Raw genomic sequence first — 26,793 nt, forward strand, 5'->3', positions numbered from 1 at the left:
GTTTTGACTTTGAACTATCAGAAGCACTTAAGCAAAAGGTCCAGACACAAATTATAGATTATGCTATTAAAGATGGGAATGACAAGGCTGCTACGATGGCCAAAGCTGCTAAAGTTAAACTAGTAAATTTGAATCATATCTCGTACGGGTCCTGGAGCAATGATGATGGTATGCAATTAGTAGAAAGAAGGCATGAATATAGCTCAGCAATGGCTTCAAGTGATGGCGGAGAATCTTTCAACTTTACACCTGACGATTTAACTTTTAGAGATTCGGTAACAATTACCTGGAATATTGAATAAATTCTCCAGGCGAAATTTACCGCCCCTAAAGCTGTCGTTTATAACAAATACTATTTTAGAATGAGGATATTTTTATCAGTGATTTATTTTAACTTACCACCACATACAATTTCCCTAAAAATAATACTAAAAATATGAACGCGATATCAAAAATATTAATTGTAGTGATAACTCTTGAACACTTGTACTTTATGTACTTTGAAATGTTTGCATGGGAAACTATTGGAAAAAAAACATTTAAATCATTACCTGAACATTTATTTAAACCTACCAAAGGGCTTGCTGCTAATCAAGGACTGTATAATGGTTTTCTGGCTGCTGGCTTGATCTGGTCTCTTCTCATTACTGATAGTGATTGGTCTGTGAATATTGCTACATTCTTTCTTAGTTGTATAATTGTTGCAGGAGTTTACGGGGCAATTTCGGCAAGCAGAAAAATATTTTTTGTTCAGGCAATGCCTGCTATTGCAGCTCTCTCAACTGTTATAATTCAAAAGTATTTATAACAGAATCGAAAAAATGAGCATAACTGTGTTGATGAAACTGCTTTATTTTCTATCATAAAACGGCATCTATTCCACAGCCTATACACTGACCAATCATAATGCAATGATATAATCTAGCAGCAACAACATGAGATTCCTAATTTTTATCTTACTTTTTAGTTTAACCATCAACAAATCTATTGCTTGTCTTTCAGCTGATCAGAATAGAATGTTCCCAATCGGAATATCCCCAAAGGGAATAGTAGTAGTTGAGATTCATATGATCAGAAGCGATTCGACAGATGGAAAAACGGAAAGACTACATCCTCTCTGGCATGGAATAAGTTATCTCAATACTTATAACAAAAATTACAAATTAATCGAATCAAGGCTACTTGACACACTAAAATCTTTTCCGGAAAGTACTTATTTAAATGTAGTTAAAGCTGCCTTCATTAAAGGTATCAAACAGGCAGGAACAATACCTAATATAATATATGCAGAACCACAGGATATCTCATTTTGTAATTATCAGACAAATTGCAAAAGCGCTTCTCTTCAAACTGACACCATCAATAATAAAGCATACGTAATTCTAAAATCAAAAAAGAAACAGGAAGTCACTGTTCTATACAATCCAAAATCTTTTGCTTCAAATTATATCAATTACTATAGTGGATTTGATTATGAACCTTCAGAATCAAGAATAAAGGATCTCATAGAGGGATTGCTGATTAATTCAGTCAGAGAATATAAAATTGGAGAATACTATTTAACTATAATTCATTTAGGGAAAGGACAAGATTTCAGACAAGCAGGAGAAGCACCAAAAGAATACAAGCCGGACATTCAAATTAATACATTAGAGAATAGTATCTTCAAAGAACCGGTCCTGCATCATGGTCATGGATTTGACTTCTTTATACTTGACATAATAAAATCACACTAAAGTTCCTATATTTTTTTCACCCTTCCTTACAAACCAGAAATACTCTGCATGCATAACAATACAATGAAAGACAAAAGGGGCCAAATAGCATTCTTAACAAAAAACAAACGCCTATTCACACTGGGTTTCAAGACTTAATAACATTATATACATTAAAGTAATATACATTATCCAAGCACTCAATCTTAATTCTCAAGGTAAAATAACTCATATATCCTTGACAACAACAATGTATTTAAAACCTATTATTGAAATGATTCGTATCAGCCCCCTACATGAATCATTTTTATGTCGTTGGTAAAAAAGGGGAATAATTTAATTCCAATAAACTATAAATTTACTTTTGTTGTTAGTGTACTAATTCCTCTTATCTGGGGCATCCTGAGGGATGTAAAGGATGAGAGATTGAAGATGGCTCAAGGCAATTTATCCTTGATAAGGCAGCAAAATAAGGCTTTGACTTTTATAAGAAGCAACCAGTCGCCAACAGCTATAAATTCACAAAATGCTCTTGAATTAGTTCATTTAGCAGGTATAAATAATTCTATTAAGATAGATAAATTTGTTTTTGGAAAAGAAAATATACCTTCTATAATCGAGGCACTGAAAGCCATAGAAGGGTCAATCAGCAGAAATGAGTTCAACAAACTTATCACTCAAGAGATCATAATAAATGAAAATCTGGCAAAAACAATTGAAGAAAAGTTCAACAATATTGAACAAGAGCACAACATATACAACTGTATACTAGCACTATGCTTTATTACATCATTAACTTTATTGATACACAATTATCGTAAAACTATTTCAGAACCTATAAGCAATATTCTGAAATCTGTTTCATCACTAAAGTCTGGCAATATCAATTGTGAAATAGATCATCACAATGAAGATCAGATTGGAGAGATTATAAAGTGTATAAATACTATCATACACAATCAAAAAGAACTTGCTGTCTTTGCTGAAAACATAGGAGCTGGAAAGTTTGATTACAAATACAAGCTCCTCGGAGAACATGATAAACTTGGAGGTTCCTTAAAAAACATGGCTGAAAGATTATCAAACGTCGCCGAAGAAGAAAGAAAAAGAAACTGGACTACGGAAGGACTAGCAAAATTTTCCGACGTATTAAGAGCGCACAATGACAGCCTGGAAGAGCTTTGTTCACATGGACTGCACAGCCTTATAAAGTACACAAGAGCTAACCAAGGAAAAATATATATAGTAAATGAAGATACTCAGCACATACATATGAAATTAAAAGCTGCATATGCATGGGATCGAAAAAAGAGTATTCAAGAAAACATAGAACTTGGAGACGGCCTTATAGGACAAGCTGCACTGGAAAAGGAAACCATTTACCTGACTGATGTTCCTGAAGACTATATCAAAATAACATCTGGACTAGGTCAATCTAACCCAACATCTATTCTTATCGTTCCTTTAAAAAGTAACGATATACTTTGTGGGATTATAGAAATGGCATATTTCGAGGAATTAAAAACCTTTGAAATCGAATTTGCAGAGAAAGCAGGAGACGCCATTGCTTCTTCTATCGCTAGTGCGAGGGCAAACGAAAGGACAAGATTGCTTCTTGATGATTCAAGACAATTGACTAAAAACCTTCAATCCCAGGAAGAAGAGTTAAGACAAAACACTGAAGAACTCAGGGCTACCCAGGATAACCTTCATATTAAACTGGAAGAAGCAAAAGCAGAAATGAGACAACAGATTATAGATATTGAATCAGAGAAGAATAAAAATATATCTATACTGGAAGGCTGTGTCGATGGAGTTATCACATTTGACCAGGAAGGCAAGATAGAGTTCTTCAACAAGTCTGCTGAAGCTATCTGGAGTACATTAAGAGAGAATGTTTTGAACAAAAATATCAGAGAGCTGATAAATATGGAATTAAAGACCACCGATACAGACATGTATTGGGAATATTTAGATGGCCAACAGAGAAAAATCCTTGATATCAGAAGTGAGATTAACATATATAATAAAAACCATGAAGAATCAGCTGTACTTATTACCATTACCAAATCAAAATATAAAAATCAAAACCTGTTTACGGCTTTTGTTCAAAGTATCTCCGTCGAGTTATTTTAATATGTAAGCATGCATGAGAGAACATTATAAATCCGAAAGCCAGTATGTAAAACTGACTGAAGATGTTAATAAAAAAATCAAACTTTTAGTTGAATTAATATCAAGTGAGTTTAAAAATATAGTATTTTTTCTTAAAGGATATCCAGCGCAAGAAGATAGGGAGAATCAATACGAACAAAACAGATTGCCTACTGAAATTATCAGCAGCATAACTACGAACCTTCAATATCAGGATATACTCTCTCAACGCCTTGATCATATAAAAGTAATCAATGATATGATCATTCAGGAGTTTAAAGAATCGGAATATGCAAAGGACAATTCTACTGTATTAATTACACATACTAACAAAATCACTGAAGTCAATACCAGGCAACTTGAAGAAACATATAATGAATACATTTCTATATGTGCAATTCTAAGAAGAGATCTTGACAATTTTGAAAAACAAAGTAGGCCAAAGAATTCCAATTCGTTAAGTTCTTATGTTCCATTTAAGAATTCTCTTAAGATAGGAGCATTGGTTTCTGAGATAAAACAAAACCTGAAAGCGATAGCGTCTATAAATTTTGATTACTCCGATGCGGCTCGAACTCTTGACGTGGCTGCAATGAAAATCCAATCGGTTTATACGATGCAATCTGAAAGAGATGTATTATACGCATGCATACCTGACATGCAAGAAAAATACAGAATTACATTTAACAATGACAATGATATTTTCTTTTGATACTCTATGAAAAATTTTAACATTCAAATAAACGAAAAGAAAAATCACACTGAAGTACTCCTTACTGGAAACCTTACTATAAACAATTCGGAGGTTATCCATAAAAAGATTTTAAGTGTTATAGAAAAATCAAAAAAAATAACGATTCATCTTGATGACATAGACAACATTGATCTCACAATCATACAATTGCTCTATTCTGCAAAAAGAACAATTTTAAAAGAAGGTAAAGAACTGTCTACTATTACAAATCTTCCAGCTGATCTTTCTTTGTTATTGGAGAAAAATGGATTGAAAAATATTTTTAATTAATACCTTCTTAATGAACTAACATGATAAAAACAATACTAATCGCAGATGACTCTGAAAGCATGAGAGATGTTGTAAGTTATACATTGGTAAATGCAGGATACAAGGTTCTGGCAGGTACGGACGGAAAAGATGCAATGAAGTATCTTGATGGCAGTCCAATAGATCTTGTTGTAACAGACTTGCACATGCCCAACATGGATGGAATCGAATTGATAAAAAACATCAGATCGAATCCTACCTATCAATACATTCCAATTATTTTCCTAACAACAGAGTCACAACAAAACAAAAAAGATGAGGCAAAGGCCGCAGGTGCTACAGGATGGATAGTAAAACCATTTGTACCTGAAAAGTTATTAGCTACTATTCAAAAAGTAATCAGATAAATTTATTATGGACCAGTTTCGAAGGAAATTTCTGGAAGAAGCGAGTGATCTGCTTGAACAACTGGAGAAAGTTTTACTCAAGATTGAAAAGGAAGATATTGTCGCTTCTCATGTAGAAGAAATATTCAGGGTTATGCATACACTGAAAGGAAATAGCTCCATGTTCGGCTATGAGGCTGTCAGTGAATTTACACACTATCTCGAAAACATATACGATGATATAAGAAAAGATGAACTTGAGCTATCCTCTCAGATCATCTCTGTTACGCTTTCATCTGTGGATCACTTGAGAAGTATACTCAAGGACGAGAAACTTGAAATTACTTCAAACAAGGTAAATCATGAGAATATGATGAAGGCAATAAAAATGCTTTCTTCTATCTCTAATGATACAAAGGCTTTAAAGGAAGAACTAAAAGACAATACTAACTCAGAAGGTGCTTCAACATGGTATGTAAAGTTTAAACCTGCAAAAGATATTCATCGTACGGGAAACAATCCATTGTATTTTATAGATGATTTATCCCAACTGGGAAATGTTTTCACTATTGCAGATTTATCGGATGTACCTGAGTTAACGGAAATAGATCCCCAGACATGTTATATTACCTGGCATAATTTTATTTATACAAAGAATGAAGATGATATCCGGGATATATTTCTATTTGCCGATGCTCAATCGGAACTTGTGGTTGAGAAAATAAGTGATAAGGATTTATTAAACTCTCTAAAGTTTTCCGAGGACCTTAAGGAAACCGCCATTTCCAATACCATAGGACTTTCAATAAAGAATTTACTTGATAAATATAGTATTCCTTCTCAGGAAGAGTCAACACAGGAGAATGAATTAGCCAGAAATAACCATAAAACTGAAAATGTTATTTCTTCAATAAGAGTTTCTTCAAATAAAGTGGATGAAATGATGAGTCTGGTGAGTGAGCTGGTAACTGCCCAGGCAAGACTCAACGTCCTTACTCAGAATACTACAGACAGCAAAGTTTCGGAGATAACAGAGAGTATTGAAAAAATAACGAGAAGAATAAGAGACAACAGTTTTTCTATTTGTCTTGTTCCATTTGAAACTATTGTCGTTAGATTTCAACGTCTTATAAGAGATCTTTCCACCCAGTTAAATAAGAATGTTAAATTCATTACAGAAGGTACAGACACAGAGCTGGATAAAAACATAATAGAAAATCTGTCTGATCCTATATTACACATTCTTCGTAACTGCCTCGACCATGGAATTGAATCAGAGAATGAAAGAACAGCGAAAGGAAAACAAGCACAGGGCACAATACTACTTAAGGCATTTTATACAGGTTCGAATGTTAACATTCAGATTACTGATGATGGTAAAGGAATAGACTTTACAAGGGTCAAAAAAAAGGCGGAAGAAAAAAATCTTATTTCTAAAGAAGCACAACTTTCAGAAAAAGAAATTTTAAATCTAATTTTCCTTCCAGGTTTTTCAACTGCAGAAAAAGTTACAGAAATCTCTGGGAGAGGCGTAGGCATGGATGTTGTCAAAAGGCAGATCTCTGACTTAAGAGGTGAAGTAGATTTAATATCGGTACCAGGAAAAGGAACTACACTTACAATAAAACTGCCATTAACACTTTCTATTATTGATGGACTATTGGTAAGAATTTCCGACACCCATTATATTATTCCCCTAGGAGTAATTGAGAAATGCCATGAAGTAACCCAGGAATTTATTGAAGAAGCATTTGATGATCTGCTAGCCCTTGATGGGGAAAGACAACCTTTCATCAATCTTAGAACAGAGTTTTGTGACACTTCTACCCCACCCTTTCTTCAACAGATCATAATGGTAAAATCTGATGATAAAAAAGTAGGTCTTATAGTAGATGCAATTGTGGGCCAATACCAGGCAGTGTTAAAACCACTTGGCAAACTTTACAAAAACATTGAAATCATCTCCGGAGCCAGCATTCTTGGTGATGGTACGGTTGCTTTGGTTCTGGATACTAATAAAATAATTAAAGAATATTCTAATTCAAAAATGATAATTGCTATATGAAGGAGGACACGAATGCCAACATCAATTCCTATTTGACCTTCAAGCTTGGAAAAGAATCATTCGCGGCCAACGTCGGAAAAGTTCTGGAAATACTTGAAGTTCCCAATATTACAAAGGTGCCAAAATCTCCCGAATACATGACAGGAGTTATAAATCTGAGGGGAAATGTACTACCTGTGATTGATACGAGAATCAAATTCGGATTACCCAAAATAGACTGTACTGTAAATACCTGCATTATTGTAATCAATGTTGAAATGGATTCCGAGAACATTATAGTCGGAGCCTTAGTAGACTCAGTACAGGAAGTACTTGAAATTCAACAAGCCCAAATTCAGCCATCCCCAAGCCTGGGAAGTAAATATAAAGCAGAATTTCTTGAAGGCATGACTAAGTATCATGAAGATTTTATAATGCTGCTAAATATAGACAAAGTCTTTTCTGCAGATGAACTGATTTTGGTTAAAGACTCCCTGATCAGCTAATACTCTGAATACAATATATAATCACCTAACCCTTAATAATTAGAAAATAATGAACTTAACAATAAAAGGAAGGCTAATTCTGGCTTTCTCAATTCTGATTGCTATTTCTGCATACATGTTTTATATAGGAAATTCGGTTGCTTTCGAACTCAATAAAAGTGTAACCACCCTCGTGGAAGTAAATTCAAAAAGGCTTGCATACGCTTTAAAGGTCAGTGAAGACATGCAGTATATCGGAAAGAGAGAGAAAGCTCTAATAATCTCAAGAGATCGTGCAGACCTCACCAAAATCCAACAAGAAATTAATGACCGGCACACGGAGATGAAAGCGAGATTTGCGGAACTTAGAGCATTGGCTGATAGCAAAGGACAGGAAATTCTTGATACCTATGATGCAAAATGGAATGAGTACCAGGATGCATTTGGAGAGTTCAAACGACTTACTGTAGATATGAACACTGATTCATCTAAAGCTGCCGCAGCTGCAATGTCTGATAGCAAACTGACACCAATGTTTATTGAATGTAGGGTTATCATATACCGTATAGTAAAGAAAAATGAAGGAGAACTTGCACTTGCAGCTAAGGAGAATGCTGAACTATATGCTGAATCCAAAAAGAATATGGTCATTTCATTGGTTGTTGCAGTAATATGTGCCATAGGAATTTCATTTTGGATTATCTCTTCAATTATAAGTTCTTTATCAAAAGCTAAGCTTGCTGTTAAGGAAGTTTCTGAAGGTAATCTTTTGATACAGATCGATAGCAATAATAAAGATGAGATCGGTGAAGTTCTTGAATATCTAAAAGGAATGATAGCCAAACTAAAAGATATTATCGGTAATGTACATAACGCAACAGAACAAATTGCTTCAGCGAGTCAGCAAATGAGTGCGTCATCTCAGCAGATGTCTCAAGGAGCCAATGAACAGGCAGCTTCTGCAGAAGAAGTATCTTCATCAATGGAAGAAATGGCAGCTAATATCCAGCAGAATAATGAAAATGCACAGCAGACAGAAAAAATCGCGTTAAGAGCAGCTGAAGATATTCAGGAAGGAAGTACTGTCGTGAATCAGACAGTGGGTTCAATGAAAGATATTGCAAAGAAAATTTCTATTATAGAAGAAATCGCTCGTCAAACCAACCTTCTTGCTTTAAACGCTGCGGTTGAGGCCGCAAGAGCTGGAGAACATGGTAAGGGATTTGCAGTTGTCGCAGCTGAAGTAAGAAAACTTGCAGAGAGAAGCCAGATCGCTGCGAATGAGATTAATTCCTTATCCTCATCAAGTGTATCAATAGCGGAACGTTCAGGTAAAATCCTTGAAGAGATTGTTCCTCATATTCAAAAAACCTCCAGACTAGTACAAGAAATCAGTGCTGCCGGGATTGAACAGACATCTGGAGCAGATCAGGTAAATACTGCTTTGCAGATGCTCAATCAGATCATCCAACAAAATGCTGCTACCTCTGAAGAAATGGCAGCAAGTGCGGAAGAACTTGCAAGCCAGGCAGAACAGCTACAAGACACAATTTCTTTCTTCAGAATTGATACTCATAGTAACAGCCATAAAAGAAAACCGGTTAATCGCGTAGTGACTAATACTCCTCCGAATGCAAAAAACAAAAGCAACAACGGTTTTGTGATAAATTTGAAAAAGGAAAGTGACTCACTAGATAGAGAGTACGAAAAATTCTAAGTAAGGAACTAACTCCATTTTGTTGTCATACTAGTCGTTCGTTTTGCTCTTAAAGAAAATAAGAGTGCAAATTAACAGAATAGTATGACAACATTTATTTAAATGCGATAAAACATATCTTTTAAACTGGAAAAGAAAATTTAAAGATGCAAATCGTGAGTAAAGGATTTGAATATGATCAGAACTTCAGGACAACCATGTCCACAGCAGTTTTCAGAAAACTAAGCGAATTCATAAATGCATATTGCGGCATAAAAATGCCTCCTGAAAAAAAGATACTTCTCGAAAGCCGCCTTAACAAGAGGCTCAGACATCTGAATATGAAATCCTTTGATGAATATTGTAATTTTTTATTCAGCCCCACAGGGAAGAGACAAGAGCTTATTCATATGATTGATGTTGTTACCACCAATAAAACTGATTTCTTCCGCGAAGCTATGCACTTTGATTTTATGCGTGATCATATATTTACTCAATTTAAAGAATCGAAAATTAGCAAGGCAAATATATGGAGCGCGGGGTGTTCTTCAGGAGAAGAAGTATATACCATATGCATGGTGCTTGAAGAATTAAGAGAGTTTGGATCTGGAGTAGATTATTCGGTTACAGGTACTGACATTTGTTCTCAAGTACTGGAAAAAGCAGCATTAGCAGTTTATCCTGAAGTAAGAACAATGCCGATTCCATTAGCAATAAAAAGAAAATATTTTTTAAAAAGCAGAAATGCTACAGAAAAGACAGTTAGGATTATACCAGAGCTTAGAGGAAAAACAAACTTTATGAGGTTGAACTTCATGGATGAAAGCTTTGATGTACCTAACATATTCGACATCATATTCTGCAGAAATGTGCTTATCTACTTTGATAATCCTACTCAGGAAAATGTATTAAAAAAACTTTGTTCCAAACTTAAGGTTGGAGGTTATCTTTTCATAGGACATTCTGAATCACTAACTAATATGAATCTCCCCTTGATTCAGGTAAAACCCACGATATTCAGAAAGATTTAGGAATGATTAAAAAATACTTGTATCCGAAAGAAATCTATGCGAGCGAAGAGCCTACAGAAGTTACTACTGTTTTAGGTAGTTGTGTTTCTGTTTGCCTTTTTGATGCTGAATTGAAAACAGGCGGGATTAATCATTTTATGCTACCGGATACTACAAAACTTCATAGAAGCGGACAATATGGGATTTACTCTATTCCTGAACTCATACAGAGAATGATTCTTTTGGGATCTAAGCCGTCCAGCTTACAGGCTAAGATTTTTGGAGGCCATATGATTAGTAATGTTCTTCCTCAATTCAATGTAGGATTAAGGAATATATCTTTGGCCAAACGTATACTTCATGAATACGATATCCCTATAATTAAATCTTGCGTCGGAACTCCTTTTGCCCAAAAGGTCGTTTTTTATACTGCCACAGGTAATGTACTTGTAACGCCTATTTAATAATCAGAAATTTGAAGTAATGAAAAAAACAAGAGTACTGATTGTTGACGATTCAGCTGTGATAAGGCAGACACTGAAAGAAATTATCGATTCTGATCCAGAACTGGAGGTGCTGGCGACGGCCGGTGATCCTTATTTTGCTGTTTCAAAAATTGCGGATGAAATTCCTGATGTAATCACACTCGACATTGAAATGCCAAGAATGGATGGGCTTACGTTCCTAAAAAAAATAATGTCTCAGCATCCTATCCCTGTTGTGATTATATCAAGTCTTACACAGGAAGGAACGGAAAGTGCTATAAAGGCGCTTGAATTAGGTGCTGTTGAAGTTTTACATAAACCTCAACTAAACTCAAGAAGGTTTATTGAAGAATATAAAACGAGGATCTGTGAGGTGATAAAAGCTGCAGCTAAATCAAAAGTAAGCAGAAAAAAAATATATCCAACTGAGATCCCTATTACTAATAATATTGAAAAAATTAAAAGCTCAAACAGCCTCCTTAAAACGACAGAAAAAGTAATTGCTGTCGGCGCTTCAACAGGCGGAACGGAAGCCATAAGGAGCTTTCTGGAATACTTCCCTGCTGATGCTCCTGGAATTGTTATCGTTCAGCATATGCCAGAGCTCTTCACAAAATCATTTGCCACCAGGCTTAATAGTCTATGCAAAATAGATGTAAAGGAAGCTGAAAATGGGGATAGTGTTATTCGCGGAAGAGCATTGATTGCTCCTGGAAATAAACATATGCTATTAAAAAGAAGCGGAGCCAGGTATTTTGTAGAACTAAAAGACGGACCTCTTGTGAACAGACACAAGCCATCTGTCGATGTGCTATTCAGGTCTACTGCAACGAACGCAGGTAAAAACAGCATTGGCATCATTATGACCGGAATGGGCTCAGATGGAGCCAAGGGATTACTGGAAATGAAAGAAGCAGGGGCTTTGACATTAGCACAAGATGAGAAAAGCTGTGTTGTTTTCGGCATGCCAAAGGAAGCAATCAAGTTGAACGCTGTAGAGAAAATACTACCCTTGGATCAGTTGGGTAACTTTGTATTAAAGCATCAGTTCTAGCCTTCATCAAGTATAAAAAAATGGCCTATCGAAAAGACAGGCCACTATTACAATTCTATATAAAAAAATCAATTAATCTTGCTTTATAAACTTGTAAGAAACCGGCAATGAATCATCTTTTATAGTCAGGTAATATAACCCTTCAGGTAAGTCTTCAGCATCTATAACTACTTTATCAGATGCATTATAAAATGATTTGCTTTTCACAAGCTGACCTAATTGATTAAAGATTTGCATCTCAAATTTATTTTGCTTCGCTTTAGGCACTATAACTGTTAATTCTCCTTTCGTAGGATTGGGATATATAAGTGGTTGTGATGTCTCAATATCAGCAGACATAACTCCCGTACTTGTACTTCTTTCTCCTACTGCAAAATAAACAGGCCACATTGCATTATCTATTAATTTACTCTGCACTCCATTTGATGAAATTTTATCAGCATTAAGGTTCACGTAATTAATATTAGAATTCCCGTTTACATCTTCCGCTGTAAACGATACAACATTATCGTTTTTATTATATGCAGGAAAACCTAAAGTTGTATTTTCTGCTATAAGATCTAACGTATTATGTTCCATATCTAATCCAACAACAGCATACTGAGAAGAAACATCATCTGTATATTCATAATCAAATGCCAGGATATAGGGTGAGTTTTTGGAAAAACTCGGATTACCTATACTTTCACCCTCTGAAAGATTATTAAATAATTTAAGGATTTCACCATCTGCAAAATCATTTGTGTTATTATCCCATACTTTGATAATGTTAATATCCCAATATTCGATATTCGTTCCATCTGCATTCGGAATACTGTTAAAACAATCATACACCAATGATTCACCATCATAAGACCATTCAATCGCATCGGCATAAACAGGGCCCTTAGATTTTACTCCTGTATAGGTAGGATTATAAAGTTTAAAGGTAGCCCATTCTTCCTTGCCAAAATCATATACGTAAATAGAAGTATCCTTATCATAAGTAATGGCTGCAACTCTCTCTCCATTTTTAGATATAGATACATTTGACCAGATTGGCTGATCTTGAAGAAGAGTCCGATTTAATGGACTGGATGGATTTACGTTGATGGTATATATTTTTTGATCGGTTCCTACAAACACAGCCGCTTCCCCATTGTCTGTAACGCTGGGTTTACTTTTCACTGACTTATTCAACAATGCCTTAAAATTTGTTCCAGCTGCGGTAGATCTGAAAAGTCCGTCCGTGGTGAAATTATCAGTATCATAGGATAGAAGATATTCTGTTCCTGGGTTAACAGGGAACGTACTGGTATAATCACCTCCCGTACCATCGGTGATACCGACTGCATCAAAAGCTATAGCAGCCTGAGCAGCTTCACCAGATGAATTTCCATAAAGATCTTTTGCCGATTGAATAACAGCTATTCTCAAATCAATAAATTTAGAGTTTGCTGTCAGGTAATTTGATAAAGCCCTGTAAAAAACTGCAGCCGCCTTTCTCCTGCTATTCAATGATGTAGCATATTTGTAAAAAGCCCAATTAGGTATACCGCTATTAACATGCACTCCCCCATTATCCTGAGTACCGGTATATTTTTCGCTCATATGTCTCGGCTGAAAACCATTATCATTTAATGAACTTCCACCATTATGAGGATCTGATAAGGACCTCAAAGCTCCTGAAGGAAAAACTGACAGCTTCACAACATCTTCACCTAACTGCCAGTCAGAAGAATCCATCATACTTCCGAAGATATCTGCCATAGATTCATTTATTGCACCAGACTCTCCTTCATACTTTAAATTTGCCGTATTCTGAACTACTCCGTGTGTCATCTCATGACCAGCAACATCTAATCCTCCCGCTAAGGGTTTAAACGCTGTATTTCCATTGCCATAAAACATTGCTTTACCATTCCAATAAGCATTATCTAGTGCAGTACCGTCTTCATCCGCTACATTGATTACAGAATAAATAGTTCCTTCATTACCATCAATGGAGTTTCTATTATGAGCAGTTCTAAAATAATCGTATGCAATACCTGCATTATAGTGAGCAGAGACAGCAGCACGACTGGACCATGTGTTATTAGAGGATACTATATTCTGAACTTTAAAGCCATCTCCAAAACTATTATTGGCATCCATTGTAATAATCGCTCCGGTGTTATTAGCAACATTGTACATTGGCCTTGCAATATCTACGAGATAATAATTGGAACCTTCCTGGTAGGTATTAAAAGTTCTGTTTACACCGTTCAAATCAATAGCAGTAGCTGTTCTAGGACCATCTGCATGACAGGTAATCTTCAAACTTTTAAGTATGTTTCCTGACTTTGCATCTACAAAATATTCCCAGCTTTCAAGTTTGTTCGGGCAGATAGAAATTTTATATGCCAGTACGTATCTTTTTACAAGTCCATTATCTTCGTATATAACTGTATCAACTTCAGGAGTACTATGGCTAACTATCCTCTTTTCCGCATCATTGAATTCTCTTTTATAAAGGGTTTTAGAGGAAAGATCATTGATTACTGTATTTACTGCGGTCTTTGAATCAACAACCGGTTTAACATCTATCTCATTCTTAATTAAATGATAGTTTCCATTGAAAATTTCCGCTACATTGGACTGGTTAAAATGGACAACAACTTCTGAAGCATTAACCTTAATACCCTTATATTTTTGAATAAGTTTAACATGTTTTTTACCAAGACCATCCGCCTGAATACTTTTAATTACAAAGTCCTGCTCAGGATTAGATATTTTAGTAAGACTACTTATTGAATTCAGATAATCAAAGCAACTACTTCTTATATCAGAACTGGATCTTATTGCAGCTGTATTGGAATTCGCGGGTTTTGAAATAAATATCGGCAGACCACTTTCCTTAGAAATGACCACTTCACTATTGTTATCTTTCCTTAGATTATTAACTCCTGTTCTCAAAGAGATTGAATTACGTCCATTTTCATATGCTGGAGTTCTTAATGGACTAGTTGGTGCTATACGACCATCAATTATAGCAGCTTTCAATTCCGATTTATTCAGAAGGGTATCTTTATGTTTTTTACTATTAAACGGATCTTTTTGCGCCCATGTAGAATAAGATATTAAACTTCCGAGAAGAAAAAAATTAAAAAAAACAGAGACTTTCATTTTTGATTCAGAGTTAGATTATTAACATTTGTAAAATATGATTGAACAAGATTTCTTTATCTTTAAATACCTCAAATTCCAATTTCCTAAAAACACACAAACTTTCTATAATAAAAATAATCAAAAAAGATGATTTCTCAGCGACAGTTTTATGAACACGATTTATTTTTTATTTCGTTCAATTGAAGGAAGAAAAATTTGACAATAATAAGATTAACAATACCCCTTAAACAAATTAGTAATTAATGAATATCAAATAATTGCCAATTTACATAATTTAAACTTTATTTAAATTTCTTATTTAATAAATATGCATAAACAGCTGAAATATCTTCCTCACCCTTCCCTTCTTGTCTGGCCATTCCATAAATCTCTTTGGTTATTGCAGTAACCGGCAAAGAGAGATTATTCTCGTAAGCTGTCTGAAGAATTAAATGAAGGTCTTTATGTGCCCACTGAAGAGAAAATTCAGGATCATAGTTTTTAGATTCTAGCTTGGCTATTTTAAGTTTCAAAAATGGGGAAACAACAGGACTTTCTGAAAGAATATTTATTATTGAAGATTCATCCAAGCCAGAAGCCACTCCTAGATTTACGGCTTCCGAGAATGCTAACATAGATTGTGCTAACACTAAGTTAATAACCATTTTCATTTTTGAACCGCCACCGACTTTACCAAAATGATTAATAGACTTCCCCATAACTGAAAGCAATGGACGTGCTTCTTCCAGATCCTTATTTTCTCCTCCTACTAAAAAGATCAATTCTCCTTTTTCTGCAACTCCTTTAGATCCAGACACAGGAGCATCAAGATATCTCAGACCAACTTCTTTGGCTTTGCCTGCCATCTTGTCAACAAAAGAAGGATTTACCGTACTTGTATTAATCCATAAGGAATTTTTCTTTGCATTCAAGATAATCCCCTCCTTCCCCAAAGCAATTTTTTCAATTACTTCAGGTGATGAAAGCATTGTAATCAACACATCAGCATCTTTCACTGCAGCTACAATAGAAGCAGCCACTTTAGCACCAACCTGCTTCAAGCCTTCAGTTTTTTCCGGGCTTCTATTCCAAACCAACACTTCGTTTCCCCCTTTAATCAAATTGGCTGCCATTCGGCTTCCCATAATTCCAAGACCAATAAAAGTTACTTTCATATAAATCATTTATCAGAACAAACTTAAATTACGGATCCTTGTTATAGTTTTTTTTTACTATTGTTCTCTCTGACAACCAATTTTATTTCTAATAAAATTCTTTCTTGGATTGCTTGTTATATTACTTTGGAGATTCGCAGGAATAGAAAAAAAAATGGCCTGTCTTTCCACAAGCCATTGAAGAGTGCAGGTCATGGTTTACTGACTTATTCTTTTGCTTGATTCAATTATTATATAGATTTACTAATACTACTGAGATTACTAATAGTAGCATCCTTACCTACTGCAGCGCCAGGCTGTAAAGTAATGATTTTATTCCGGCTATACCCCTTGATAGAAGTTACAGTAACAAGATCAATAAAACAGATTTCAATGATTCATTTCATAAAAACTAAGGTTTAAATTAAAAAACATGATACATGATTGGATACTTTACCTACTTAAAATTTATCGCTTCATTAAATGAAAATTATTTTTTGAATGATGATTTGAAGTTTTTATTCACTCTTATTCCTTTTCTTAATATTCTATACTTTTTATGATATGAGAAAAAAAAATGTTATATCTGGTATTAAAATGAGGATATCTCCCTTTGGATAAAGCCTCCAAGAACTATTCAGGGAAATATCATAAGCTATTGAAAAAAATTTATCTAACTTTAAGATGAACGTTTTTGGAAAAATTGTTTATATACTTTTATAAAAACTTTTAAAACCATGTATGTCTTATGAAATCTACTTTTAAGAAATCATTTAACTTTCAAACATTAGCTCTAATTCCGGTAATGAGTTTAGGTTATATATTTTCTTCTCATGCTCAAAATACAAAACCTCCGATGGTCATTGACGATTTTCAAAAAATCAATTCTATGACTATTAATAAAAGTGCATGGAAAACATTCACTGACATCGATAATGGAGGAGGTTCTATTATTAAATTCTCCTATCAAAAAGAAAATAAATCAAAAGAAATAAATCTAAATGTTCAATATAAACTTGAACAAGGTAACTGGCAATGGGCACCCTATGCTGCTATAACATGTAACCTTACCTCCAAAGAAATCCCAACCGGAGTACAGGCAGTTGCTTATGAATTCAAAGGTTCATCTCATAATTTTGTATATAGGTGCGACAATATTAAAGATTATGCATTTTATGAAAGAAACATTCCGGAAAGTAAAGAATGGAGCACCGTTACAATCCCCATTTCTGAGCTTACACAACCATCCTGGGGGGCAAGGAAACCACTAAGCGAAGCAGACTTAAACTCTCTTGCGTGGCAGGTTATAGGACTCAGTGGTGATTCAGGAAGTTTTTCAATTGATAATGTCCGTTTTTTATATACTCCGCAATTAACTTTATCTTCAAAAAATAACTTCAAAAATGATGTAAACTCCATTAGAGAAACGATTCATTCATCAATTCTTAATGAAGACCGAGAGTTATGGATTTCACTACCCACTTCAGTTGAAGAAATGAAAAAGAGTAATAAGAAGTACCCTGTCATATATGTATTAGACGGGGATTCACATATAAAGACTTTTTCAAGTATGACTGATCAATTGGGAATTTACTATGGAAATTCAGTATTCCCAGAAATGATTATTGTAGGAATTTTAAATACTGACAGATGGAGAGATCTTTCACCAACTCATATTACTAAAACACCATTTAATATTGATTCTACTTTATTAACAAATACAGGAGGTGGAGAGAATTTTATCAAATTTATCGAAAAAGAGCTGATATCCCATATTGATTCAATATACCCAACAGCTCCTAACAGAACATTCGTGGGACATTCACTGGGTGGATTAACTGTATTAAACACATTGATTCATCATCCGCATATTTTTAACTATTACCTAGCAATTGATCCAAGTTTATGGTGGGACAACCAACTATTAAATAAACAAGCTAAAAATATTCTACACAATGTTGATGTACAAAACAAGCGTTTGTTTATTGCAATTGCGAATACATTGCCAGATGAATATGACATAACTAATATCCGGAAAGATACGGCCATTAATGCTACACACATGAGGTCTATCTTTGAATTTACCGACATACTAAAAATGCAGCCAAAATCAGGTTTACAATGGGATTATAAGTATTACGAGAATGACACTCACAATTCCGTACCCTTTATTGCAGACTATGACGGTATGAGATATTTCTTTAATTATCATAAAATAAAATTTGATGATAAAATGGAAAATGCTGATTTCAATATTGAATCAGCAATAACCACTCATTACAAAATTATATCCAAAGAATTTGGCTGCGATGTGTCATTTGAAGAAGTGCTGAATAACTACGGACGTCGCTTTATAAGAAATAAAAATTATAAACAAGCTTTAGTATGTTTCAAAACCAATACCAATAACTATCCCAATAGCGTTCGAGCTTGGGAAAACCTAGGTAATATCTATGAAAAAATAGGTGATATCCCAAATGCTGTTATGAGTTATTCAAAATGTCTATTAATAGCAGAAATTCCTTCCATACGAAAGAAGATGAACAAATTACAGGAAGTCAGCACAAACAAAGACTAAAGCGACTCTATTGAAGCTTTCGTTATTCTGGATTTTCAAAGACCATCAATATTAATTTTCAGAAATCAATAAAAAGCCATCTCAAATTCAGATGGCTTTTTTATTTTTAATTATTGAATAGGATATACAATTATTTTGGCCTTGGAGTTTTATCTTTTTTATAAGTACTCCATTGATTTTCTCCTTTTGGTACCGCTTGTCTGATTTCCTGACTTCTTTTCTTTCCCAGTTCTTTACTTTTTATTTCGACAGATTCCTGAGTTGCGTCTGTACCTTTAATAGGTTGCTTAAGCAATCCATCTGTTTCGTTTACATGCTTTGCAGGGTCTTCAATATATTGCCAGGTTTCTGCAAGGCCGGTTGATTTACCTTCATTCCATGCATCTCTGATTGTAGCCCCGTTCGACATATTAAAATAAAGATTGCTGAACCTAGGATCACCTTGTATTACTCCAGGAGGAAAGTTTGGCTTGATTGTTTCAAGTGCAGCTTCAAACATTTGCATATGTGCAACTTCTCTGGTCATTAAAAACTTAAGAGTTTCTTTCACATAAGGATCATCAGTAAACTGCATAAGATATTCATATACAATTTTTGCTCTTGATTCAGCTGCTATATCTGAACGTAAGTCAACAGTAAGGTCTCCGTTTGCTTCTACAAAAGCACCTGACCATGGTACACCTTGACAATTTGTAACAGCAGGCCCTCCACCTGTTAAGACTCCGAATTGAGGTGCTGTTGTAGCCTGATGAATAAGATTCTCTTTTGCTGATTTCCCTAGCAGCATATCCATAATTTCAGATTTGTCCGCCGCTTCTTTTAATTGCCCGTTTACTCCATTAAGCAACATTTGGATCGTTGCCCCAACAATTTCTAAGTGACTTAATTCTTCAGTAGCAATATCCATCAGCATATCATATTTCTCAGGATAAGCTTGTCTGACTGAAAATGCCTGAACAAAATATTGCATAGCTGCTTTAAGTTCTCCATTAGCTCCTCCGAATTGTTCGAGAAGAAGAGTGGCAAATTGTGGATCAGGTTTAGAAACTCTGGCGTTAAATTGTAAATCTTTAATGTGGTGAAACATACATATATGGTTATGGTTAGAAATCATTGCTTAAAAAGAATCAGCGATGCCGACAATTAATTGAATACCGAAATCTTCATAGGTTCTTGATTGAACTAATAAATTTAAAATCTACATAAACTTCAGCACCAAATAAATGACAACAGCGGTAATAGATTTTCTTGAAATCAACTTATTTTACAAGATCAGCCTTCAACTGAGTAGCTTTCTGCAAATGCTCATTGATATGTGGCAAATATTTATTAGCATAATTTATCACATCCTGATCTTGGCCGGAATTAATTTCTGTATTAAAGATCTGCTGGGCCTTTTGATGATCTACAACTTGTGTAGATATATACAAGCTATCAAATTGATACCCGTTCAAAACCTGCAATTGTTGCTTTATTGCTTTATGAAGAGAATCCAGTTCTTGAGGGATTGTTACATTTTTTTGTGCGGCAAGTGTTTTAAGGTCATTCTGTGCAAGAGTATGCTCGTTGACCATAAATGCTCCAAAAGCTTTAATGCTATCATCAGAAGCCTTTGTAGCAGCCAATTGTCCTAAATCAATTTCTGCAAGATTAGATAAAGAGGCATTATTTATAAAAACAGTATCTGTAACTGATAAAGTCTGAACTTGTTGAGGAGGAGGAGTATTATCATCATCATCTTTCTTACAACCTAATGATGAAGCCAATGCTAAGATCAAAAGCATACTCAATCTCTTAGGTGAACATACTTTTGTAATAAAATAATTTTGTAAATTAAGATTGTCCTTTTTCATAAATTAAGTTTAGATAATTACATAACCTCTATCTTTATTAATGTTTAAAAAGAATAAAATATTTTAATAAAGGTTATAACAGGAACCCACTAACAGGGGTTAATCAATATCTTAAATTGCAGCTTCCTATCTAAGATATCATCTATTTATAATGCGTTCCATTCGTAGAAACCACAAGTGTTAGGAACCTATGTATTTTATTGATTAACACATTCATAATGTTCCAGATTCTCTATTTATCCGTCTTCCTTCCTCCGTCTATAAAACTTTTCCTTAATAAGTCCCTTGGCTGATAATTGAACTTCAATCCATCTGTAATAGTTAATTTCTCAGGGAACTTAATTATTATATGATATGGGAAACCCAAAAAAACTTAATAAACAAGCAGAAACTTCGGGAGAAGAGATTCATCCTACAATCGTCCTCGTCCATGGCGCTTTTGTAGATGCTTCAGGTTGGGAAGCTGTTTATAAGAAACTGAAAAAGAACGGATATAAGGTCGCAATTGTCCAAAATCCTACCATTTCGCTTGAAGGTGATGTTGCTGCTACCAAACGTGCAATTGCAGAGGAACAAGAACCTATAATTCTTGTAGGCCATTCGTATGGTGGAGCAGTAATCACAGAAGCGGGAAACGATCCGAAAGTAGCAGGTCTAGTTTATATCGATGCATTTGCTCTTGACAAGGGAGAATCTGTTTCTGCTCTTATCAAAGATCCAGTGCCAGGAGCACCAGCACCTCCATTATTGGCGCCCAAGGATGGTTTTGTACTTCTTGACAAAGAAAAATTCCCTGAAGCGTTTGCCGCTGATGTTGATCCTGAAAAAGCCAGATTTATGGCAGACACACAGGTTCCTTGGGGAATAGATGCCATCAATGGAACGATAAGTGAGGCTGCATGGAAAAACAAACCAAGCTGGTATCTGATTGGGACAAAGGACAGAATGGTCCCCCCAGAGGCACAGCGTTTCATGGCAAAACGTTCAGGAGCAACAATAATAGAAGCTGAAGGGAGTCATGCGATTTATGTATCAAAGCCTGATACTGTGACTTCCATCATTGAAACAGCAGCAAAGGCAATTGCAGAGGAAGCGTTTATTAAATAATATTTCTAACATACTATTAAGTCTTAAAGCAAGTTATATCAACTTGCTTTTTTTTCATGATACAATCATTATTTTTCTATATAATTCATTATAAAAAACAAGAACTTTGGGTAATTTTCTAATTATTCTTTCTCCGGAAGTAGAAAAATATTTATATTAAGCATACATATGTATTCAGATCAATACTAGTATGAGAACAGCAGTAAAAGCTTTATGTATTCTGATCTTATCAATAGTTTCCTCAGAAATCCTTGCTTGTAATTGTGTAGAAACAAATACCGTTAAAGATGAAATAAAAAATTCAGATGCTATTCTCGTTGGGAGAATTATTGAAAGAGACCCGGTAGAGCTCTACGATTCAATACCTGCCTTGAAATTTAAATTAGTAGTTGATGCATTCTACAAAGGTCAACTTACAAATGATACTGTATTAATTTTTACCGGAGCTAATTCCGTTGCATGTGGCTATGAATTTGAGAAAGGCTTTAAGTATATTATATACGCAAATAACCATAAAGTTAAGGAGCTCAATAAGAAACAAGAAAATTTTGCCCCTAAAAATATCTTTTATACTACAAATTGCAGTAGAACAAGACTTCATGACATGACAGAAATTAAAGAAATAGAAAAACACTTACAGAATCTAAAGTACAAATCAGAAGAAGCTCTCATTACTCTGGGAAATCCTCCAGTTTGCAAGAATTGCGGGAAGCAAGGCGTAAAAAAGTTTATAAGAGACAATCTAAATTATCCAAGAGGGCAATGCATTGAAGGAAAAGTTTATGTTGGTTTTACAGTGGATACACTTGGTAATGTTAAAGAGGTTAATATTAAACGTGGTCTTACCAAAGAAGCGGATGAAGAAGCAATAAGAATTGTAAAAATGATGATCTTTTATCCTGGGACTGTTGACGAAAGACCTATAAAGGTGAAAATGGTATTACCTATTAATTTTTCAATTGAGGAGTAACAGCTTCATACTTTATAATTTTACCATCTTCAACTTTTGTTTATCCAAAATGAAATACAAAGAAAGAGTTTTAAAAATGCTTGGACTGACTCAATTAATTTCCTGGATAATTAATTGCTGTTTAATATTTTATTTAATATTCATCGCCAACTCTCCCTCCTCGTGGATTGTGCTGACAATAGGACTTATTATTCAATTACTGGGGCTTTTGATCAATTTGAGGTATGGAAGACGTAATAAGCTTTGGCTCGCATTAATAGTAATACCTCTACTAATTCTTGTCCTAAGAAGTTCTGAATCACATAATTTGATTAGCAGCCATATTCTTTGACGGACCTCAGATCTTTATTATCTCAATCCTGCTTGCAAATATTTTATATTTTTTAAGTATCTTCCATATATTAAAGGAGATAAGGATAAATAAAAGCTGAAAAATGGTATATAAAACTCTATGTGTATCAATGAGAAAATCATTGAAAATTCTTTTTTACATATTCATTTTTGTATTTATCCTGACAGCATGTACCCAAAGCAACAAAATAAATAATGAACCTCAAATAGACTCTGTCAATACAATCATCCGTGATACCTCGAAAATATTTAGTGAAAAGCTCATACCAGAAAGTGAAGTAACTCAAGGTAATTCGGTGATAATATTTAATGACTCCCTGTTTGTTGATTTGAACCCAGACCTGATTGAAATCTCTGAAGATAACTTCGAGCACTTTAAATACAATTACAAAATAGCCTGCGTATTAGATCCAGGAGGTTTTATCAGTGGATCTGGCCTTTACTTTAATCATGACTGCGACGAAATTTGTGAAACATATTTAATTGGGAAAGAAACTAACAGAAGAATTCTATTACCTTCCGACTATGACGCAGGAATATTAGATGTGCTTGTTTCTTCAGCATGTGACCAACTGGTAGTTTGTTCATCATATGACGGTCCTGACTATGTAGATTATTATGGCCATAGAGCAGAACTTTTTGTATTCAATGTAACCCTAGGGAATGGACTAAACGGAATAACTCCTGCTTTTAAATACTATGCATATGACTGGTCTATTGCCGAAATTATATGGATAAGCGACAAAGCAATAGCTTTAAAAACTTACGAAGAAGGAAGGCATGGAGATGATAGTCACTTACATTATAAGTATTATAAAGTAAACCTCACACCAAATCCTTCTTCAGGAGATATTTCAGAATCTGATTAACATTTATCTATATCGGTAGGTAACTTTCTATCCTCGATTCAACGTCGATTATTGCATAAATAAGTTTTTTAATAAGTTAGTGTAACAAAAGTTACAATCAATTTCTTTTATTAAGAATATCTTTGTCATACCTACCATAAGTACCCTCAATTAGTAGCCTCGCTACTTCACAAACCAGCAATAATGAATATGAAATAAACTAACAAGAACTAACCAACTAAAACCATACAATGACAACATCAATCAACAAAGCAACAGTTTTAAAATTCAACAAAGAATTCCTGGAAAAGGGAAATACTGAAGTTCTAAAAGAAATAGTAGCTGACAATTTTATAAATCACTCAGCTGCAGGCACAGTTCCAAATACTATTGAAGGAATGATACAACTAGTCTCCATGCTACATAAAGGATTTTCAGATTTCAAAATTGATATTCATGAGCAAGTTGCCGAAAATGATATTGTTGCTACACGTAAAACAATTTATGCAACTCATACTGGAGAAATAATGGGACACAAAGCGACAGGTAAGCAAGTTGCTTTTAGCGTTATGGACTTTGTGCGTCTTTGCGATGGAAAATACATCGAACATTGGGGACAAAATAACATGATGCAGGTGATACAACAATTGTCATAAGAATATCGCTATACTTCCCTGATTCCGCACAATAGAAGGATCTTGTTTTTCACATATGATCCCATATTTCAAGCGCAATTCAATATCATATAATTCTAAATAGTCATTTTTCCTCTATTCCATATCTTGTGAATTTTTAATAGGATAATTAACTTAAACTGCAAACTATTTTAAGGAGGACATAGTTAACCAAACTTGGTTCTTAATTAACTTAAAAAATAGATAATATGTGGATAGGTTCAATTAGACTAGTAGTAGAAACAGCGAATTCCCAAGATGCGGGAACAGACAGTCTCGTACAAGTTTCTGTTTTGAGGAACGGTATCGAACTTCGTGTACTGAACCTCGATTATCCAACTGAGGATGATCTGGAACGTGGTGCTATACGCAACTACGATTATATGGGACCGACAAAATTACCAAGAAGAAATGATAAAACTCCACCGCTTCCTTCAGGCGTTGGTCAGAGTCCAATGCCTTACCCCGGCTATGGATTCGAATTCTCCAACGGATTAAATGGACACCTAACCCTTCAGTTACGGATTCGTGGTGATGACATGTGGATTAAGGACAATATAGACTTGTATGTCAGGAAAATTCGTCAAAAAGCAACTAGTTTTGATACACTAGCATGGGTTGAAGATTCCGAGTGGACATATATTGCCACCTGGAGCCGGGATGTAGCAATGAGTACTGATAGTAAAGAAGGCTTTACTATTTTGAACCTTAATTTGATATAAATATTATAATACCCCCAGATACTAAAAAGGCATCTGGGGTTTAGTACATAATAGTGGGCAATAGAAGTTTAAAATAATTATCTCTATCCCAACATACAAAATCGATTGCTTCCGAATAAATGTATTTACTACACAAAAATTAAATTTCAAGAAATCAATTCCTCTTTGAACTGTTGAAACTATAAGTGACAATGATATTGAGGATTCTGAGAAATAATTCTGCTTACATTTTCACCATTGATAGAAGAATTGCCATTGCGCAGATATAGATTAATTTAAGAATGAGATCTTGCATATTCTTTTTATTACTTTTTAAATTCTAACTGGGGTGGCTTCATCTACTTATTCTTATTTGCTACTTTTATTTCGATGTAAAGAATTTGTATAAGTATTCCGATGAATAACTCTAATACACATAACCATCCCCTGAGGTAACTCTATTTTTTAAAAAAAATTAAAAAAAATCAAACAAAAAAACACGCCCAATATAAATCGTTAATTTACTGACAATTACAAAACATATAATAAATCGATATAGCCTATCTCCTAGTTATTGCCAAATTCCTAGAATAAAATAAGTAAATACGATTAAGTCGATAAACAAAACTCATGACCACACAAAAAGAATAGACTAATGAATTAAATTTACCAATAAACTAACTTATACAGACTTTACTTATAGTCTCCCTTAGTTATTTTCGTAAAGTTTCTCTCCTGTTAAGGACAATCATTTAAATTAAATTATTTAACAGATATTTTTTGTTATTTACTAACATGAATACACAGCTCTTTCAAAACATCAATAAAACAGTAAGCCTATCTAAAGAAGAATTTGAACAGTTTTATTCTTACACCCAGACAATTAAACTAAAGCGAAAAGAATTTCTTTTGAGCGAGGGTGATACCTGTAAACACTCTTATTTTGTTTCCAAAGGCTGTCTTAGATACTTTTACTCAATAGAGGGAAATGAACACACCGGTCAGTTTTTCTTTGAAAACAACTGGTATACCGATTTAGAAAGCTTTCTAACAGGAAAACCATCAAGGCAAAACATAGAAGCATTAGAACCAACTCAAATAATAACTATATCAAAAGATTCGCTTGAAAAATTATATATGCTCAATCCCAAGTTTGAAAGATTTGGAAGGCTAATGGCCGAACGTGCTTTTATTGGAATTAAACAAAGAACTGAAATGCTGACCAATCAAAGTGCAGAAGAAAGATATATAAATTTAATTCGTGAAAGACCAAAGGTAATTGAGCGCATACCACAACATTATATTGCCTCCTATATCGGCATACAGCCTCAATCTCTCAGCAGAATCAGAAAAAAACTTGGCAATTACTGATTTCTTAACATAGGTGAATGTTTTACGA

The 26,793-nt window shown here is 34.4% G+C and carries 24 protein-coding genes; 20 read left to right on the forward strand and 4 right to left on the reverse strand.

Features of this window, described 5'->3' with window-relative positions:
- The 13 genes from J7604_RS23130 to J7604_RS23190 form a co-directional block, all read left to right on the forward strand.
- Positions 1-302 (forward strand): SIMPL domain-containing protein (locus J7604_RS23130; protein ID WP_293901607.1); only part of this gene is annotated, 302 nt, incomplete at its 5' end.
- Positions 303-436: 134 nt separating this feature from the next.
- Positions 437-808: a DUF1304 domain-containing protein gene (locus J7604_RS23135; RefSeq protein WP_293901609.1), complete on the forward strand. Its 372-nt coding sequence runs from the start codon at positions 437-439 to the stop codon at positions 806-808.
- Positions 809-935: 127 nt separating this feature from the next.
- A complete protein-coding gene (locus J7604_RS23140; RefSeq protein ID WP_293901612.1) occupies positions 936-1,736 on the forward strand; it encodes a hypothetical protein in 801 nt (266 codons plus the stop codon).
- Positions 1,737-2,024: 288 nt separating this feature from the next.
- Positions 2,025-3,851 carry a GAF domain-containing protein gene (locus tag J7604_RS23145; RefSeq protein WP_293901615.1) on the forward strand — a complete coding sequence of 609 codons (1,827 nt, stop codon included), beginning with the start codon at positions 2,025-2,027 and terminating at the stop codon, positions 3,849-3,851.
- Positions 3,852-3,864: 13 nt separating this feature from the next.
- Positions 3,865-4,581, forward strand: a complete 717-nt coding sequence (locus J7604_RS23150; RefSeq protein WP_293901618.1) for a hypothetical protein — start codon at positions 3,865-3,867, stop codon at positions 4,579-4,581.
- A gap of 6 nt (positions 4,582-4,587) precedes the next feature.
- Complete coding sequence (locus J7604_RS23155; RefSeq protein ID WP_293901620.1) at positions 4,588-4,893, forward strand: STAS domain-containing protein; 306 nt, start codon at positions 4,588-4,590, stop codon at positions 4,891-4,893.
- A 20-nt stretch (positions 4,894-4,913) separates the two neighbouring features.
- Positions 4,914-5,279, forward strand: a complete 366-nt coding sequence (locus J7604_RS23160; protein WP_293901623.1) for a response regulator — start codon at positions 4,914-4,916, stop codon at positions 5,277-5,279.
- A 7-nt stretch (positions 5,280-5,286) separates the two neighbouring features.
- A complete protein-coding gene (locus tag J7604_RS23165; RefSeq protein ID WP_293901626.1) occupies positions 5,287-7,323 on the forward strand; it encodes a chemotaxis protein CheA in 2,037 nt (678 codons plus the stop codon).
- Positions 7,320-7,808, forward strand: a complete 489-nt coding sequence (locus tag J7604_RS23170) for a chemotaxis protein CheW (protein WP_293901629.1) — start codon at positions 7,320-7,322, stop codon at positions 7,806-7,808. Before J7604_RS23165 ends, J7604_RS23170 begins: the two co-directional genes overlap by 4 nt.
- 49 nt (positions 7,809-7,857) lie before the next feature.
- Positions 7,858-9,504 (forward strand): methyl-accepting chemotaxis protein, encoded by a 1,647-nt coding sequence (locus tag J7604_RS23175; RefSeq protein ID WP_293901632.1) that lies wholly within the window; start codon positions 7,858-7,860, stop codon positions 9,502-9,504.
- A 155-nt stretch (positions 9,505-9,659) separates the two neighbouring features.
- On the forward strand, positions 9,660-10,514 hold the full coding sequence (locus tag J7604_RS23180; RefSeq protein ID WP_293901635.1) for a CheR family methyltransferase: 855 nt from the start codon (positions 9,660-9,662) through the stop codon (positions 10,512-10,514).
- Between the two features lie 2 nt (positions 10,515-10,516).
- Entirely contained in the window at positions 10,517-10,957 is a 441-nt protein-coding gene (locus J7604_RS23185; RefSeq protein WP_293901637.1) for a chemotaxis protein CheD, read from the forward strand.
- 19 nt (positions 10,958-10,976) lie between these two features.
- On the forward strand, positions 10,977-12,032 hold the full coding sequence (locus tag J7604_RS23190) for a chemotaxis response regulator protein-glutamate methylesterase (RefSeq protein ID WP_293901639.1): 1,056 nt from the start codon (positions 10,977-10,979) through the stop codon (positions 12,030-12,032).
- 72 nt (positions 12,033-12,104) lie between these two features.
- Here the strand turns inward: J7604_RS23190 and J7604_RS23195 are convergent, their stop codons facing one another.
- Both J7604_RS23195 and J7604_RS23200 read right to left on the reverse strand, forming a co-directional pair.
- Positions 12,105-15,176 (reverse strand): M4 family metallopeptidase, encoded by a 3,072-nt coding sequence (locus J7604_RS23195; protein ID WP_293901641.1) that lies wholly within the window; start codon positions 15,174-15,176, stop codon positions 12,105-12,107.
- Between the two features lie 284 nt (positions 15,177-15,460).
- The gene (locus J7604_RS23200) at positions 15,461-16,333 is read right to left on the reverse strand and encodes an NAD(P)-dependent oxidoreductase (protein WP_293901643.1); all 873 of its coding nucleotides are present in this window, start codon (positions 16,331-16,333) and stop codon (positions 15,461-15,463) included.
- A gap of 727 nt (positions 16,334-17,060) precedes the next feature.
- On the opposite strand from J7604_RS23200, the gene J7604_RS23205 reads away from it, so the two are divergent.
- On the forward strand, positions 17,061-18,890 hold the full coding sequence (locus tag J7604_RS23205) for an alpha/beta hydrolase-fold protein (RefSeq protein ID WP_293901645.1): 1,830 nt from the start codon (positions 17,061-17,063) through the stop codon (positions 18,888-18,890).
- A 130-nt stretch (positions 18,891-19,020) separates the two neighbouring features.
- Here the strand turns inward: J7604_RS23205 and J7604_RS23210 are convergent, their stop codons facing one another.
- Together J7604_RS23210 and J7604_RS23215 are read right to left on the reverse strand one after the other, a co-directional pair.
- Positions 19,021-19,977: a manganese catalase family protein gene (locus J7604_RS23210; RefSeq protein WP_293901648.1), complete on the reverse strand. Its 957-nt coding sequence runs from the start codon at positions 19,975-19,977 to the stop codon at positions 19,021-19,023.
- Positions 19,978-20,149: 172 nt separating this feature from the next.
- Positions 20,150-20,674 (reverse strand): DUF4142 domain-containing protein, encoded by a 525-nt coding sequence (locus J7604_RS23215; RefSeq protein WP_293901651.1) that lies wholly within the window; start codon positions 20,672-20,674, stop codon positions 20,150-20,152.
- A gap of 423 nt (positions 20,675-21,097) precedes the next feature.
- Between J7604_RS23215 and J7604_RS23220 the strand changes: the two genes are divergently transcribed.
- The 6 genes from J7604_RS23220 to J7604_RS23245 all read left to right on the forward strand — a co-directional run bounded on the left by J7604_RS23220 (position 21,098) and on the right by J7604_RS23245 (position 26,765).
- The gene (locus J7604_RS23220) at positions 21,098-21,850 is read left to right on the forward strand and encodes an alpha/beta hydrolase (RefSeq protein WP_293901654.1); all 753 of its coding nucleotides are present in this window, start codon (positions 21,098-21,100) and stop codon (positions 21,848-21,850) included.
- Positions 21,851-22,040: 190 nt separating this feature from the next.
- Positions 22,041-22,820: a TonB family protein gene (locus J7604_RS23225; RefSeq protein ID WP_293901657.1), complete on the forward strand. Its 780-nt coding sequence runs from the start codon at positions 22,041-22,043 to the stop codon at positions 22,818-22,820.
- A 461-nt stretch (positions 22,821-23,281) separates the two neighbouring features.
- Complete coding sequence (locus J7604_RS23230; RefSeq protein WP_293901659.1) at positions 23,282-24,040, forward strand: hypothetical protein; 759 nt, start codon at positions 23,282-23,284, stop codon at positions 24,038-24,040.
- A 230-nt stretch (positions 24,041-24,270) separates the two neighbouring features.
- A complete protein-coding gene (locus J7604_RS23235; RefSeq protein ID WP_293901662.1) occupies positions 24,271-24,675 on the forward strand; it encodes an ester cyclase in 405 nt (134 codons plus the stop codon).
- 227 nt (positions 24,676-24,902) lie between these two features.
- The gene (locus J7604_RS23240; RefSeq protein ID WP_293901665.1) at positions 24,903-25,415 is read left to right on the forward strand and encodes a hypothetical protein; all 513 of its coding nucleotides are present in this window, start codon (positions 24,903-24,905) and stop codon (positions 25,413-25,415) included.
- A gap of 774 nt (positions 25,416-26,189) precedes the next feature.
- Positions 26,190-26,765 (forward strand): Crp/Fnr family transcriptional regulator, encoded by a 576-nt coding sequence (locus tag J7604_RS23245; protein ID WP_293901668.1) that lies wholly within the window; start codon positions 26,190-26,192, stop codon positions 26,763-26,765.
- The last annotated feature ends 28 nt before the right edge of the window (positions 26,766-26,793 follow it).

This window comes from Sporocytophaga sp., assembly GCF_017745095.1.
Taxonomy (GTDB): Bacteria; Bacteroidota; Bacteroidia; order Cytophagales; family Cytophagaceae; genus Sporocytophaga.

Bases quoted from the DNA above. Each gene is read 5' to 3' on its own strand.
- J7604_RS23135 (WP_293901609.1), top strand. From the start codon at position 437: ATGAACGCGATATCAAAAATATTAATTGTAGTGATAACTCTTGAACAC.
- J7604_RS23140 (WP_293901612.1), top strand. From the start codon at position 936: ATGAGATTCCTAATTTTTATCTTACTTTTTAGTTTAACCATCAACAAA.
- J7604_RS23145 (WP_293901615.1), top strand. From the start codon at position 2,025: ATGTCGTTGGTAAAAAAGGGGAATAATTTAATTCCAATAAACTATAAA.
- J7604_RS23150 (WP_293901618.1), top strand. From the start codon at position 3,865: ATGAGAGAACATTATAAATCCGAAAGCCAGTATGTAAAACTGACTGAA.
- J7604_RS23155 (WP_293901620.1), top strand. From the start codon at position 4,588: ATGAAAAATTTTAACATTCAAATAAACGAAAAGAAAAATCACACTGAA.
- J7604_RS23160 (WP_293901623.1), top strand. From the start codon at position 4,914: ATGATAAAAACAATACTAATCGCAGATGACTCTGAAAGCATGAGAGAT.
- J7604_RS23165 (WP_293901626.1), top strand. From the start codon at position 5,287: ATGGACCAGTTTCGAAGGAAATTTCTGGAAGAAGCGAGTGATCTGCTT.
- J7604_RS23170 (WP_293901629.1), top strand. From the start codon at position 7,320: ATGAAGGAGGACACGAATGCCAACATCAATTCCTATTTGACCTTCAAG.
- J7604_RS23175 (WP_293901632.1), top strand. From the start codon at position 7,858: ATGAACTTAACAATAAAAGGAAGGCTAATTCTGGCTTTCTCAATTCTG.
- J7604_RS23185 (WP_293901637.1), top strand. From the start codon at position 10,517: ATGATTAAAAAATACTTGTATCCGAAAGAAATCTATGCGAGCGAAGAG.
- J7604_RS23190 (WP_293901639.1), top strand. From the start codon at position 10,977: ATGAAAAAAACAAGAGTACTGATTGTTGACGATTCAGCTGTGATAAGG.
- J7604_RS23195 (WP_293901641.1), bottom strand. From the start codon at position 15,176: ATGAAAGTCTCTGTTTTTTTTAATTTTTTTCTTCTCGGAAGTTTAATA.
- J7604_RS23200 (WP_293901643.1), bottom strand. From the start codon at position 16,333: ATGAAAGTAACTTTTATTGGTCTTGGAATTATGGGAAGCCGAATGGCA.
- J7604_RS23205 (WP_293901645.1), top strand. From the start codon at position 17,061: ATGAAATCTACTTTTAAGAAATCATTTAACTTTCAAACATTAGCTCTA.
- J7604_RS23210 (WP_293901648.1), bottom strand. From the start codon at position 19,977: ATGTTTCACCACATTAAAGATTTACAATTTAACGCCAGAGTTTCTAAA.
- J7604_RS23215 (WP_293901651.1), bottom strand. From the start codon at position 20,674: ATGCTTTTGATCTTAGCATTGGCTTCATCATTAGGTTGTAAGAAAGAT.
- J7604_RS23220 (WP_293901654.1), top strand. From the start codon at position 21,098: ATGGGAAACCCAAAAAAACTTAATAAACAAGCAGAAACTTCGGGAGAA.
- J7604_RS23225 (WP_293901657.1), top strand. From the start codon at position 22,041: ATGAGAACAGCAGTAAAAGCTTTATGTATTCTGATCTTATCAATAGTT.
- J7604_RS23230 (WP_293901659.1), top strand. From the start codon at position 23,282: ATGAGAAAATCATTGAAAATTCTTTTTTACATATTCATTTTTGTATTT.
- J7604_RS23235 (WP_293901662.1), top strand. From the start codon at position 24,271: ATGACAACATCAATCAACAAAGCAACAGTTTTAAAATTCAACAAAGAA.
- J7604_RS23240 (WP_293901665.1), top strand. From the start codon at position 24,903: ATGTGGATAGGTTCAATTAGACTAGTAGTAGAAACAGCGAATTCCCAA.
- J7604_RS23245 (WP_293901668.1), top strand. From the start codon at position 26,190: ATGAATACACAGCTCTTTCAAAACATCAATAAAACAGTAAGCCTATCT.